The sequence below is a fragment of the Kribbella sp. NPDC048837 genome (assembly GCF_055586945.1).
On record NZ_JBVJHF010000008.1, the window covers coordinates 383,550 to 395,180 of the forward strand.

General features: G+C 68.0%; 16 protein-coding genes and 2 tRNA genes. 12 read left to right on the plus strand and 6 right to left on the minus strand.

Annotated elements, in window-relative coordinates; translation table 11 throughout:
- Positions 1–19 precede the first annotated feature (19 nt).
- On the minus strand, positions 20–796 hold the full coding sequence (locus tag ACZ6O0_RS34070) for a uracil-DNA glycosylase family protein (protein ID WP_465769141.1): 777 nt from the start codon (positions 794–796) through the stop codon (positions 20–22).
- A gap of 79 nt (positions 797–875) precedes the next feature.
- On the opposite strand from ACZ6O0_RS34070, the gene ACZ6O0_RS34075 reads away from it, so the two are divergent.
- From ACZ6O0_RS34075 to ACZ6O0_RS34110, 8 genes are all read left to right on the plus strand, one after another.
- Entirely contained in the window at positions 876–2,435 is a 1,560-nt protein-coding gene (locus ACZ6O0_RS34075) for an amidohydrolase family protein (RefSeq protein ID WP_465769142.1), read from the plus strand.
- A 47-nt stretch (positions 2,436–2,482) separates the two neighbouring features.
- Entirely contained in the window at positions 2,483–2,797 is a 315-nt protein-coding gene (locus ACZ6O0_RS34080) for an ArsR/SmtB family transcription factor (RefSeq protein WP_465769143.1), read from the plus strand.
- Positions 2,794–3,300, plus strand: a complete 507-nt coding sequence (locus tag ACZ6O0_RS34085) for an SRPBCC family protein (RefSeq protein WP_465769144.1) — start codon at positions 2,794–2,796, stop codon at positions 3,298–3,300. Before ACZ6O0_RS34080 ends, ACZ6O0_RS34085 begins: the two co-directional genes overlap by 4 nt.
- A gap of 93 nt (positions 3,301–3,393) precedes the next feature.
- Complete coding sequence (locus ACZ6O0_RS34090) at positions 3,394–4,278, plus strand: sigma-70 family RNA polymerase sigma factor (RefSeq protein WP_465769145.1); 885 nt, start codon at positions 3,394–3,396, stop codon at positions 4,276–4,278.
- 236 nt (positions 4,279–4,514) lie between these two features.
- A complete protein-coding gene (locus ACZ6O0_RS34095) occupies positions 4,515–5,054 on the plus strand; it encodes a hypothetical protein (protein ID WP_465769146.1) in 540 nt (179 codons plus the stop codon).
- Positions 5,055–5,158: 104 nt separating this feature from the next.
- A tRNA-Asn gene (locus ACZ6O0_RS34100) sits at positions 5,159–5,231 on the plus strand.
- A 195-nt stretch (positions 5,232–5,426) separates the two neighbouring features.
- Positions 5,427–6,089, plus strand: a complete 663-nt coding sequence (locus ACZ6O0_RS34105) for a hypothetical protein (RefSeq protein ID WP_465769147.1) — start codon at positions 5,427–5,429, stop codon at positions 6,087–6,089.
- 252 nt (positions 6,090–6,341) lie between these two features.
- On the plus strand, positions 6,342–6,890 hold the full coding sequence (locus ACZ6O0_RS34110) for a DUF4232 domain-containing protein (protein WP_465769254.1): 549 nt from the start codon (positions 6,342–6,344) through the stop codon (positions 6,888–6,890).
- Positions 6,891–6,972: 82 nt separating this feature from the next.
- Here ACZ6O0_RS34110 and ACZ6O0_RS34115 read toward each other — a convergent pair whose 3' ends face one another.
- Positions 6,973–7,110: a hypothetical protein gene (locus ACZ6O0_RS34115; protein WP_360379713.1), complete on the minus strand. Its 138-nt coding sequence runs from the start codon at positions 7,108–7,110 to the stop codon at positions 6,973–6,975.
- 119 nt (positions 7,111–7,229) lie between these two features.
- Here ACZ6O0_RS34115 and ACZ6O0_RS34120 point away from each other — a divergent pair.
- From ACZ6O0_RS34120 to smpB, 3 genes are all read left to right on the plus strand, one after another.
- Positions 7,230–7,303 (plus strand) — tRNA-Ile (locus tag ACZ6O0_RS34120).
- Between the two features lie 317 nt (positions 7,304–7,620).
- A complete protein-coding gene (locus ACZ6O0_RS34125; protein WP_465769148.1) occupies positions 7,621–8,652 on the plus strand; it encodes an acetylxylan esterase in 1,032 nt (343 codons plus the stop codon).
- Between the two features lie 146 nt (positions 8,653–8,798).
- The gene (smpB, locus tag ACZ6O0_RS34130) at positions 8,799–9,278 is read left to right on the plus strand and encodes an SsrA-binding protein SmpB (protein WP_465769149.1); all 480 of its coding nucleotides are present in this window, start codon (positions 8,799–8,801) and stop codon (positions 9,276–9,278) included.
- A 104-nt stretch (positions 9,279–9,382) separates the two neighbouring features.
- On the opposite strand, the gene ACZ6O0_RS34135 is transcribed toward smpB, so the two are convergent.
- The 4 genes from ACZ6O0_RS34135 to ACZ6O0_RS34150 are packed head-to-tail and all read right to left on the minus strand — an operon-like array spanning position 9,383 to position 10,898.
- Complete coding sequence (locus tag ACZ6O0_RS34135) at positions 9,383–9,508, minus strand: hypothetical protein (protein WP_465769150.1); 126 nt, start codon at positions 9,506–9,508, stop codon at positions 9,383–9,385.
- 41 nt (positions 9,509–9,549) lie between these two features.
- Positions 9,550–10,047, minus strand: a complete 498-nt coding sequence (locus ACZ6O0_RS34140; protein ID WP_465769151.1) for a dihydrofolate reductase family protein — start codon at positions 10,045–10,047, stop codon at positions 9,550–9,552.
- On the minus strand, positions 10,047–10,526 hold the full coding sequence (locus tag ACZ6O0_RS34145; protein ID WP_465769152.1) for an SRPBCC family protein: 480 nt from the start codon (positions 10,524–10,526) through the stop codon (positions 10,047–10,049). Before ACZ6O0_RS34145 ends, ACZ6O0_RS34140 begins: the two co-directional genes overlap by 1 nt.
- A gap of 30 nt (positions 10,527–10,556) precedes the next feature.
- On the minus strand, positions 10,557–10,898 hold the full coding sequence (locus ACZ6O0_RS34150) for an ArsR/SmtB family transcription factor (protein ID WP_465769153.1): 342 nt from the start codon (positions 10,896–10,898) through the stop codon (positions 10,557–10,559).
- 129 nt (positions 10,899–11,027) lie between these two features.
- Between ACZ6O0_RS34150 and ACZ6O0_RS34155 the strand changes: the two genes are divergently transcribed.
- Positions 11,028–11,630, plus strand: a complete 603-nt coding sequence (locus tag ACZ6O0_RS34155) for a dihydrofolate reductase family protein (protein ID WP_465769154.1) — start codon at positions 11,028–11,030, stop codon at positions 11,628–11,630.
- Position 11,631: the final 1 nt, after the last annotated feature.

Sequence of the window (11,631 nt, forward strand, 5' to 3'; positions counted from 1 at the left end):
AACCCGACCACGGACCATTTCAGCCCAGTTTGGGGGCTCGCCAGACCAACGTGTTGAGGAGATCCTCCTCCGGGCGCTCGACGCTGTTGTTGTGGCGCGGTTTGTCCTTGCGGCCCCACGCGTCGTCGCCGAGCCACGGCGGTACCCCGAACGGCAGGTCGCTCGGCGGGATCGGCGCGTAGTCGGTCTCGAGGAACTTCGGTCCGTAGTTCGGTCCGGTGGCATCGCCGTCGGGGTCCGGCGTGACGATGGCCCGCAGTTCCGTCACGGCCTGCCGCCACTTGTCGACCAACGCCTGCGGATCGCGGCTCGTCGGATGCGGCACCTCGAACACCGGCACGTTCGGCTTGTCGTCCCAGAGCCGCACCGCGGACCGGGCCTGCGCTCCGAACGCGACGATCGCCTGCAACTCCGGGCCGGTGATCATCCGCAGCAGCGTGTTGCGCCAGTCCAGCTGGTCCGGCCGGGACAGCAGCGGCGCGGCCTGCATGGCGCGCGACGGCCGCAGCGCGTACGCGTAGGCGTTGACGAGCGCGTAGCTGTGGGTCAGACCGAGCTTGGTCAGGAAACCCTGCACGCGCTGGCCCGCGTCGCCGACCAGCGTGCGTCCGGCGACGCGTTCGGTCGGACCTGGATCGGACGCGATCGCCAGCAACCGCGCGGCGCGATTCAGCCGGCCGCGGTAGAACACCGGGCCCCAGTCGTACCAGAACAATTCCCGGAAGTCCGCATAACTGGGCACTTTCGCGAAGTGTCGCGCCACCAGGGCGGGCGGGCCCGGGTCGAAGTCAGCCATCGAAATACCTCCCCCTCGACGATGCTTGACCTACGCTCGTGAACAGGGCGGCAACGGAAATTGTACGGGAGGGGAAGCCATGTTCGTACTGCGTGGAACCGTGGTGACGATGCGACCGGACGGGCAGGTCCTCCCGAAAGGCGCGGTGTACGTCGGCGACGACGGACTGATCGCGGCCGTCACCCCGACCGACGCCGTACCGCCGGGATTCGAGAACGCGGAGCAGATCACCGCGGGCGGACTGATCTTTCCCGGACTGATCGATCTACACAATCATTTGATGTACAACAGCCTGCCGTTGTGGACCGAGCCTTCGCGCACGGTTCCGTGGACCTCGCACAACCAGTGGGGGCGGGCGCCGACATACAGCGCGCAGATCAGCCAGCCGGCCAGGTTGCTCGGCGCGGCCGCGGGTCGCGCCCTGCTGCGGTACGTCGAGACGCGGGCGATCGTCGGCGGGACGACCTCGATCCAGGGCAACCCGCGGGGCGCCGTACCGCCGGACAACGACCTGATCCGGAACGTCGACTCCGAGAAACTCGGCACCCACGACGACTTCATCCGGGTCAGCACACTGGTTGCCGACAGCAAGGAAGCGCTGGCGCCGTACGCGGCGGCGGTCGAGCAGGGGCGTGGATTCATCGCCCACTCGGCCGAGGGATCGGATCCGAAGCTGCGCTCGGAATTCGAGTTGCTCGAACAGGTCGGGGTGGTGAAACCACAACTGGTCGCGATTCACGGCGGCGCGTTGAATGCGGACGACTTCGCCGCGATGAAAGCCGGGAACTCGAGCCTGGTCTGGTCGCCGTTCTCGAATCTCTGGCTGTACGGCGCGACGGCGGATGTGCGCAGCGCTCACACTGCCGGCGTACGACTGTGCATCGGGTCGGACTGGGGACCGTCGGGGACGCGCAACGTGCTGTGGGAGTTGAAGGTCGCCGATCTGTGGAACAAGGCCGAGTCGGTGTTCACCGATGAGGAACTGGTGCGGATGGCGACGTCCAACCCGGGTGCGGCGTTGTCGGGCGTCTGGCCGCATCCGGTCGGGCAGGTCGAGCGTGGCGCGCTGGCCGACCTGATCGTCGTACGGCGTTCCGGCTCGGACGTCCACCGCAGCCTGATCGAGGCCACCGAGGTGGACATCCGGCTCGTGGTCGTCGGCGGACGCGCCCGGTACGGGTTGCGCTCGTTGATGAAGCCGCTGGCCGCGTCGGCCACCCAGATCACGGTCGGCAAGCTCTCCCGCAGCATCGACTACGGCGACCCGGCCGTCACATGGAAGACAGTGGTCGCCGAGCTGGAGCAGGTCCGCGCCGACCCCGCCGGCGCCGCCAACCGTGCCGCCACGACGTTCGCCGCTCTCGCCGATCAGGGCGCTTTCGACGGCCTTGCCGCCGGTGGCAGCTTCGACACCTTCACCTCCACCGACGTCGGCACGGACGGCTTCGTGCTCCTGCCGGACATGCCCGCACCCGAGATCGACGTCGAGGTCCGCCGCCGCGGCCCGGCCGGCGCCACCCCGGACGCGGTCACCGTCCCACCGCTGGAGCCACTGACCACGGGCGACAGCTGGTTCGACGCGGTCGACGCCAATCCCTTCCACGACGGGCTGCTCAGTGGGCTGCGCGCGTACGCCTGAGATGTATCACTTGAAGTGTATATATGCCTTCTGTAATACTTCCGGTCATGGATGTGTTCGAGGCGATCGCCGAGCCGAGCCGGCGCGAAGTACTGGATCTCCTTGCGGAGCGGGAGCGACCAGCCGGTGAGCTGGTCGCCCACCTGGACCGGCTGACGCAGCCGGCGGTGTCGCGGCATCTGCGGATCCTGCGCGAGGTCGGGCTGGTGGAGGTCCGGCCGGACGGTCAGCGGCGGATCTACGCCCTGCGCGCCGACCGGCTGATCGAGATCGAGAACTGGATCAGCCGGTACCGGAAGTACTGGCCGCGGCACCTCGACGCCCTCGAGAACCACTTCAGCCAGAAGGAGTCCACCGAATGAGCCTGACCGACCGCCACGGCGAGCTGACCATCGACGGCGACCGCGCCACCATGACGTTCCGGCGCCACCTCCCCCATCCGATCGAGGTGGTGTGGGCGGCGTTGACCGATCCGCTCGAGCGGAAGGCCTGGTTCGGCGAGACCGTCATCGACGGCCGGACCGGCGGGACCATCGAGATGATGCCCGACGAGCCGCCGGCCGCACCCGACGCCAAGCGGCTGACCGGCCGGATCCTCGTCTGGGACCCGCCGCACGTCCTCGAGCACGAGTGGCGCCAGCGGATCGTCGAGGACAGCGTCGTTCGCTACGAACTGACCGCCGAGGGCGACGGCACGCTGCTCACCTTCACCCACACCGGCCTGTCCGTCACCAACGCCCGCGGCTTCATCCCCGGTACGCACGCGTTCTTCGACCGACTAGACGCCCACCTCGCCGGCACCGACCTCCCGAACTGGTCCGATCGGTACGCCGAGGTCGCGCCGTCGTACCCAGCCTGGAACTGACCGCTGCGGCAAGTAGTTATCCACATACTCCAAGTCACCGGGTTCTTCGTCGTCTGATCACGGCACTCTCTTTGTCAGGAGAGAGGGGAACGGATGGCTGAACTGGACTGCGAGCCGGCGGATGTGACCGCTTTGGTGGCGTATCTGCGGGACATCGGGCGGCACGAACTACTGACACTGGAGGAGGTGAACGAGCACTCGTACTGGATCGAGGCCGGGGTGCTCGCGGCCGAGCGGCTGAGCGTCGATCCGGGCCGGCACGATCCGGCCGAGCTGCGGCAGGTGGTCGCGCTCGGGAAGCACTCGTGGCGGCGGATGATCGAGGGCAACCTGCGACTGGTCGTGTCGCTGGCCCGGCGGTACACCGGGAAGGGCATCTCGCTGCTGGATCTGATCCAGGAGGGCAACATCGGGCTGATGCGGGCGGTCGAACGCTTCGACCACCGGCTGGGTCACCGGTTCTCGACGTACGCGATCTGGTGGATCCGGCAGTCGATCGGCCGCGCCATCTCGGACCGCTCCCGGCTCGTCCGCATGCCCGCGCAAGCGTACGCCGACGCCTGCCGCCTGGCGTCCCTGCGCCACGACCTCACCCAGTCACTAGGCCGCGAGCCCACCACCGCAGACCTCGCCACCGCAAGCGGCCTCACCGTAGCCCGCGTCGAGCGCGCCCAAGCCTGGCGAATCCACCCCGAAACCCTCGACCTGGACGACACGGACCCAGTCATCGACGACGACGCAATCGTCCTCCGCGCCGCCCTCCGCCGCGACGTGGCCCACCACCTCCAGTTCCTGGACGACCTCCACCAATCAGTCCTCCACCACCGCTACGGCCTGGCGGGCCACACCCCCAGCACCCCGGAAGAAACCGCCACCGCCCTCAACCTCCACCCCAACCAAATCCGAACCCTCGAAAAAGAAGCCCTGAAAACCCTCCGCCGCCGAGCCCACCACCACCTCCGCGACTACGCCGCCTAGATCGGACCCACATGCCCCCACGCCCCCCGGCCGCCCCAGCCCGGCACCCCGCCACCCGACCTGCCCCCTCAACCTCCAACTGCTCCCGTTCGGTGCTTTGCCTAGCCACCAACGCAAACCCGACCACCAACCTGCAAAGCACCGAACGGGAGCTACCCGCGCCACCCCACCCACGCTCGCGGCAGCAAACCCCCACCACCCCACACCCGTTTGCCACCGACTGGAATGATGAAGACGTGAGACTCCGGCGTACCTCCTGGCCCCGTGAGCTGGCCGACGCGGTGAACGTGGCCTCCAGACACACCTCCACCGGCAAGGAAGAGATCCTCGCCGCGGTGCAACTGACCGACGCCAACTGGGTCGCCGGCACCCGCTCAGCCGTCTACCTCCCCACCGACTCCCCCGGCACCGTCCGCCGGGTCGGCTGGGAGAAGATCGAACGCGCCTCCTGGGACTCCGAAGCCTCCGTCCTCACCATCTTCGAGACCACCGACTTCGGCACCCCCCTCCGCGCCACCGAGCTCAAGGTCGACGACCCCCGCCGCTTCGGCCAGCTCCTCCGGGAACGCGTCGACGCGAGCATCGTCGTCCAGCGCCACGTCCCCCTCGCCGGCAAGCGCGGAGTCCGGATCGTCGGCCGCCGCAACCCCAGCAGCCCCGACGCCGCGGTCACCTGGAACTTCGTTCTGGACAAGGGATTGGAGCCCGACCAGCCCGGCGTCCTCGACGCCGCCGAAGCAGCCCTCAAACAGGTCCGCGACGAGTTCGGAATCTGACCCGGAAGCGAGCCTCCGGACTCCCGAATCCCGTTTTTGTAGTTCGCGCCGCGCCTGCTAACCTACTCAGGTCCTCGGGGTTCGGAGGGCAGGAACACCACCGATCCCGCGTAGCTCAATTGGCAGAGCAGCCGGCTGTTAACCGGCAGGTTACTGGTTCGAGTCCAGTCGCGGGAGCAGCAGACACCAGCATCAATTCATAGGCCGGCTCCAGTGGAGCCGGCCTTTCTCGTGCCACCCGCCTCCGGCCCTTCTCCCCCGGCCCACATCCGGCGCGCGACGCGCCGGGAACCCTATTGGCCTAGACCAGCAATTCCCGTACCGTCTCTCCAGAATCCCGAGGGGGCCTCGGGGATGAGGGGAAGGAACCCTGTGGACATCAGCAAGAAGATCCTGAACAGCAAGAGCGGCCGTCTCGTGGTCGCCGCCGTCCTGGGGGCCGGTGTGCTGGTCGGAGTCGCCGTCGCGGCGAACGGTGCCGTGAAGCCGGACTGCAAGAACCTGAGTTACCCGCTGTGCCCGCGCTCCGTCGCCGCAACGCAGGTCGTCGACAACAGCCTGCCGGCCAGCAAGCTCGCCCCCGCTGACCGCGCCGCGTTCCTGAAGGACACGGACGCGCTCGGTAAGGCCGAGGTGGCCAAGTCCTTCGACCCGGTGGTGATCGCGCACATCGGCGGATCCTTCAAGACGAACAAGACCAAGGTCGGCGAGGTCACTCTCCCGGCCGGGCGGTGGCTGCTGAACTCGACGGCATTCTTCGCCCGCACCGCCGCCGGCCCCGCGGGCACTCGCCCGCAGTTGGCTCTCCGGGTCGGCGCCACTGACACCGCCTTCGGTGACGACTTCGGCACCATCCTCGGCGCCGAGATCTCCCCCGCCAAGGACCGCGAGCTGACCGGGTCGACCGTGAAAATCGTGACCGTCACCGCACCGACCAAGGTCGAGGTGTTCGCCTTCGGCTACAACGACGACGCCGGCTCGGCCGGTTCCGGCGACATCACCGCCGCCGCGTCGGTCGTCGCCGTACGCGTCTAGGTTCTGTCTGGTAGTCCAGCGCCGTAGCGAGGAGGTGCTCGGTGCGGTGCATCGGCGCGCGGGGGCGAAGGTCTCGATGCGGAGCATCGTGGCCTTTGCACCCGCGCGGCGAGGTGCCGTGCCGAGTGCCCCGCAGTAGGCGCTGGATTACCAGACAGGACCTAACCGCCAGAGGCCCCGACCACGTCCAGTGGTCGGGGCCTTCGCACGTACGACAGATAGGTTCAAGGAATGCATCGACGGCGGTGGATCATGCTGGTCGCCGTAGTACTGCTCGCGGCAGGCGGATGCGGCACCGAGACAGCGGCGAGCGGAAGCCCCAGGCGGACACCGACCCGGCACGCAACACCGACACCTCGGCCGACGCCCACTCCGCCACCACGCACCTGCCCGGCCTCCGGAGTGTCGATCTCAGTCGGAGATTTCGACGCGTCGGTGGGCCACCGTGCTGTCATCACCAAGCTCACCAATTGCCGCTCCGAGCCGATCACCGTCACCGGCTACCCCGATGTGACCGTACTGGACAGCGAACGCAGGACGATGAAGATGACCGTCGCGCACGGCACGTCGTACATGGCCACTGACCCCGGTCCCACCAAGCTCCGCCTGCGAAAGGGCGAGACCGCGCTGGCCGCCATCTCCTGGTCCGGCACCGCGGAAATCGGCGGCACGAACGAAACCGGCGCCTACCTCTCCGTCGCGCGCGCCAAGCACGAGAACCCCACCGTCTGGCCGGTAGTCACCGACATCGGCACCACAGGCAAGATCGCCCTCACCGCTTGGTGCCTCAAGCTCCCCTGACGCGCCCGCAGTGCATGCAGGTAGGCCGTCGTACTGCGCGAATCACCAGCACGACGGCGACGAGAACCTCAGGCCTTAGCGCCTACTTGCCCTTCTTCCGATCGATGGCACGCTGAATCCGCTGCTGAGGCTGTCCAGTCAGCTTCGCGATCAACGGCACCCGATACTTGTACGCCGCGATCGCACCCACCACGAGCACGAGGAAAATAAACCAGCCCATCGATCTTCCCTTCGTCCGGACCTGCCTCCATCATGCCCGCTCCCACCCACCCGCCCCCTCCGTCAAACCCCTGACCCACCCCTGGTCTCCCCAACCCACCAGATACGATCACCCGACACGGGGCGGTAGCTCAGCTGGTTAGAGCAGGGGACTCATAATCCCTGGGTCGCGGGTTCGAGTCCCGCCCGCCCTACGGTGCAAACCCGCAGAGCTCCGTGAGGGGTCGAGCGGTCTCAGGGTGGGCGTCGGCCGCGTCTGCGGCCGGTCGCGGGGTTGGTCGTTCGATGGCCGTTCCAGGGCGTGGGGCAGTCGCTGCGCTGATTCGTTTTCCTCTGGGCAGACGGAATCTGGGGGCGGATCGGCGTGCTCGGCGGCGAGGTTGCCATAGATTTGAAGTCGAGCTGTTCGGCTACCCGCCCCGGTCGACGCCGCCCCCGCCGGATTCGAACGCTCCTCCTTTTCTCGTACGCCGGGCCATCAGCCCACGCGTCTGGTTCAGATTGGTTGCTCATGGCGATGTTCGACCTTTCCCTCGACGAGCTCCGCGAGTACCGGCCTGAGGTGGCCGCACCCGCCGACCTGGTCGAATTCTGGCGCCGGTCGATCGAGAGTGCGCGCACTCACGATCTGTCCGCCACGTTCACAGCGATCGACAACAAGCTCGCCGTCATCGACACCTACGACGTCACGTTCGCCGGCTTCGGCGGTACGCCGATCAAGGGCTGGCTGCACGTCCCGGCCGGAGCAACCGGCCCGTTGCCGACGGTCGTGCAGTACTTCGGCTACTCCGGAGGCCGCGGTTTCCCGCACGCCAGCACACTGTGGGCCCAGGCCGGCTACGCCCTCTTCCAGATGGACAACCGTGGTCAGGGCTACGGCAGCGGCGGCCCCGATGCGACCCCGGACAACAGTGCGTACGCCGGTCTCAACCACAGCCCGGGGTTCATGACGGCGGGCATCACCGACCCTGAGACCTACTACTACCGCCGGGTCTTCATCGACGCGGTCCGTGCCCTGGACGCGGCCACGGCGTCCCCGCTCGTGGATCCGGACAAGATCATCGTCACGGGCGGCAGCCAGGGTGGTGGCATCGCGATCGCGGCGGCGGGTCTGGCCGGATTGGCCGGGATCGAGTTGCTCGGCTGCGCACCCGACGTACCGTTCCTGTGCCATTTCCAGCGGGGTGTGCAGATCACCGATGAGGACCCCTACGCCGAGATCACCGAGTACCTGAGAGGTTTCCGGGACCACGTCGAAACCGTCTACCGGACCCTGAGCTACTTCGACGGCGTCAACCTGGGCCGCCTGGCCACGGCACCAGCACTGTTCTCGGTCGCCCTGATGGACCCGAACTGCCCGCCCTCGACCGTCTTCGCCGCGTACAACGCCTATGGCACCGAGGCGAACGCCGGGGTCGCCAAAGACATCAAGATCTACAGCCACAACGAGCACGAGGGCGGCGAGGCCTACCAGCAAGACGCTCAACTCGACTGGTTCGCGGACGTGTTCGGTCGGGTCGGTCACCTGACACCAACGGCGTAGAGTCGCCGGCCTCGCGAAGCAGAGGCTCGGCGTGGTTGGCCGTGGGGCTGCTCGTGATGCCGACCTCGAAAGGGCTACGGCGGGGTCATGGGGCTAGCTCGACCTCGGGTGGCTCGCAAGTCGGGGTGTCGGGGCAGAATCACCTTGTGAAGAAGCCCGAGGCCAACCCCGTGATCGCGCGCAATCGCAAGGCTGCGCATGACTACCATCTGGGCGAGTCCTGGGAGGCAGGGATCGTCCTGCAGGGGCCAGAGGTGAAGGCGCTCCGGGCCGGGCGGGCGTCTCTGGTCGGAGGCTTCGCCATGGTCGAGGACCGGGAGATCTGGCTGCACGGCGTACACATCCCGCAGTACTCCCAGGCCCGCTGGTTCAACGACGGCTCGCGCCGCAAGCGGAAACTGCTGCTGCATCGGGCCCAGATCGACAAGATCGAGCGCAAGGTCAACGAGAGCGGGCTGACGATCGTCCCGGTGACCCTCTACTTCAAGGACGGTCGCGCGAAGGTGGAGATCGCCCTGGGCCGCGGCAAGAAGACCTGGGACAAACGCCAGACGCTCGCCGAGCGCGAGGCGACCCGGGAGGTCGAGCGCGCGGTCAGCCGCCGGCTGAAGGGTCGGCGGGACTGATCCAGCGGTGCGCAGGGCTGCCGCGCTCGACGATTCAAGCCTGGGTGCTCGGGTCGCTGGGGTGGCGCGGTTGCGCGGCTAGCGTGGGTGCTCGGGTGGCGTGGCTAGCGTGGATGTACGGCGTACGTCAGGTGCGTCACCCGCGACGGCGACTCCGAACGGACCGGCTCCAGTGCGACCCTGGACGCGTCCACGCCGTCGAACAGGCGGGTGCCGGCGCCGAACAGCACCGGTGACAGCGCGATCGAGAACTCGTCGACCAGGCCGGCGTTCAGGTGCTCCAGATCGTCTCGCCGCCGCCGGCGATGCGGACGTCGCGATCGCCGGCGGCCCCGCGGGCCTGGTCGAGGGCGTGCTCGATGCCGTCGTTGACGAAGTGGAACGTGGTGCCGCCGGGCCGCTCCCACGGGTCACGCTTGGTGTGCGTCACGACGAAGACCGGGGTGTGGAAGGGCGCCTCCTCCGGCCATGACTGCTCGCCGAGGTCGAACATCCGCCTGCCCATGACGCTCGCGCCGGTGCGCTCGAAGGTCTCTCGCGCGATGTCGTTGTCGCGGCCCTCCTCGCCGCCCTCGCCGAGCTTCAGGTTCTCCCGGAAGAACCGGAGCGGGAAGGCCCACTGCTGCAGTTCCATCCACTGCGTCATCCAGCGCTCGAGCCTCGGGTCCTGCTCCCGCTGCTCGGGCGTGGCGAGAAGCCAGTCCATCGACTCGGGCACGATGAAGCCGTCCAGCGACATCGACACGCTGAAGAACACCTTTCCGGCCATCAATCCTCCACTCCCTTCCGAACGATCTCGGTGACGTAGGCAGCCAGGTGGCTCAGGGTCTGCCGGCCACCCTCGATCGCGCCGTACTTCTCGACCGCCTCGTCGCGCAGTTCCTTGGTGGGGAACACCGTGCGCATCTCGATCCGGGTCGCCGCGCCGTCGGGCGCGAACGTGAGGACCGACTCGAAGGCGTTCGGGTCGTCGCGGTACTCGCCGTGGAGCAGCGCGATCCGCTCCGGCGGGGCGATCTCGGTCCAGGAGATCCACTCCTGGTAGTCCGTCCCGTCGGGCCCGTGCAGCACGAAGTCCCACTCCCCGCCGACGCGGAACTCGAAGGACCGCGTGGTCGTGGTGAACCCCTCCGGTCCCCACCATCGCGACAGGTGCCGGACCTCGGTGAACGCCTCGAACACCAGCTCCCGCGGGGCGTCGATGACTCGGGAGATCACGATCTCCCGGTCGGCCGTCGCCGGCTCCACTCGCGCTTCTTGCCGTGCCCCTGCCATCGGTCAGTCCTCCTGCCGTGTCTGCTTGAGATCCTGCACATAGGTGTCCAGCCGATCGAAACTCTCGTTCCAGAACCGCTCGAATCCGCCGACCCACTCGTGGACCGGCCGCAGCCCGCGGGCGTCCAGGCCGTAGAGGCGCTGCTTGCCCGCCCCGCGGACCCGCACCAGCCCGACCTCCCGGAGCACCCGCAGGTGCTTGGACGCCCCCGGCTGGCTCATCCCGAGCTCCTGGGCCAGGTCGGTCACCGGCCGCTCGCCCGCCCGCAGCAGCGCCAGGATGTCGCGGCGCTGCGGCTCGGCGATCGCGTTGAACGCATCCGACGTCGTCGCTGCTCGTGCCATGTCCGCCATCATATTCCCATATCGGAATGCGTCAAGCCGCCATCGACACCTGAGCTGGGGCAGTGTCGGATCTGAGTCGATGTGTTCGTAGTAGGAGCGAAGGGCCGCCGACGACGGCTCACCGAACCGATGGAGACCACCGCAATCATGAGCGCCACCTTCACCTTCGACATCTTCTCCAGCTTCGACGGCTACGGCTCCCCCACCGGTTCGTACGGCGGCTACTGGGGGAAGCAGGGCCCGGAGTTCCTCGATCACCGCTTTACCCAGTACGGCGAGGCGCAACGGCTGGTCCTCGGCGGCAACACCTATCGCCTGTTCGCCTCGATGCTTGCCTCGAGCCCACCGGGAGCCGAGGTGCATGACCCATGGGTCACCCGGATGAGGAACCTGCCGACGACGGTCGTGTCGAACACGCTGCAAGAACCGCTCGACTGGCCGGATGCGACCGTTCTGAGCGGCGACCCCGTCGAGGCCATCGCCCGGCTCAAGGAGGAGTCGGACCTGCCGCTGCGCTCGCACGGCAGCCTGACGCTGAACCGGGCGCTGCTGGCCGCCGGCCTGGTCGACCGCGTCCAGGTGACGATCTTCCCGGTGATCAACAGCCGAAGCCAAACCGCGAAGGACCGCATCTTCGACGACACGGGCGACTTCGACCTGGAGCTGCTCGAGAGCCACACCCTCGACGGCCAGACCCAGGAGCTCATCTACCGACCAACCCTGCACACCTGAG

Excerpts from the sequence above, each read along its gene's own strand:
- ACZ6O0_RS34115 (WP_360379713.1), bottom strand. The coding sequence starts at position 7,110 with ATGGGCTGGTTTATTTTCCTCGTGCTCGTGGTGGGTGCGATCGCGGCG.
- ACZ6O0_RS34070 (WP_465769141.1), bottom strand. The coding sequence starts at position 796 with ATGGCTGACTTCGACCCGGGCCCGCCCGCCCTGGTGGCGCGACACTTC.
- ACZ6O0_RS34150 (WP_465769153.1), bottom strand. The coding sequence starts at position 10,898 with ATGGCACGAGCAGCGACGACGTCGGATGCGTTCAACGCGATCGCCGAG.
- ACZ6O0_RS34075 (WP_465769142.1), top strand. The coding sequence starts at position 876 with ATGTTCGTACTGCGTGGAACCGTGGTGACGATGCGACCGGACGGGCAG.
- ACZ6O0_RS34140 (WP_465769151.1), bottom strand. The coding sequence starts at position 10,047 with ATGGCCGGAAAGGTGTTCTTCAGCGTGTCGATGTCGCTGGACGGCTTC.
- ACZ6O0_RS34125 (WP_465769148.1), top strand. The coding sequence starts at position 7,621 with ATGGCGATGTTCGACCTTTCCCTCGACGAGCTCCGCGAGTACCGGCCT.
- ACZ6O0_RS34090 (WP_465769145.1), top strand. The coding sequence starts at position 3,394 with ATGGCTGAACTGGACTGCGAGCCGGCGGATGTGACCGCTTTGGTGGCG.
- ACZ6O0_RS34155 (WP_465769154.1), top strand. The coding sequence starts at position 11,028 with ATGGAGACCACCGCAATCATGAGCGCCACCTTCACCTTCGACATCTTC.
- ACZ6O0_RS34080 (WP_465769143.1), top strand. The coding sequence starts at position 2,483 with ATGGATGTGTTCGAGGCGATCGCCGAGCCGAGCCGGCGCGAAGTACTG.
- ACZ6O0_RS34085 (WP_465769144.1), top strand. The coding sequence starts at position 2,794 with ATGAGCCTGACCGACCGCCACGGCGAGCTGACCATCGACGGCGACCGC.
- ACZ6O0_RS34110 (WP_465769254.1), top strand. The coding sequence starts at position 6,342 with ATGCTGGTCGCCGTAGTACTGCTCGCGGCAGGCGGATGCGGCACCGAG.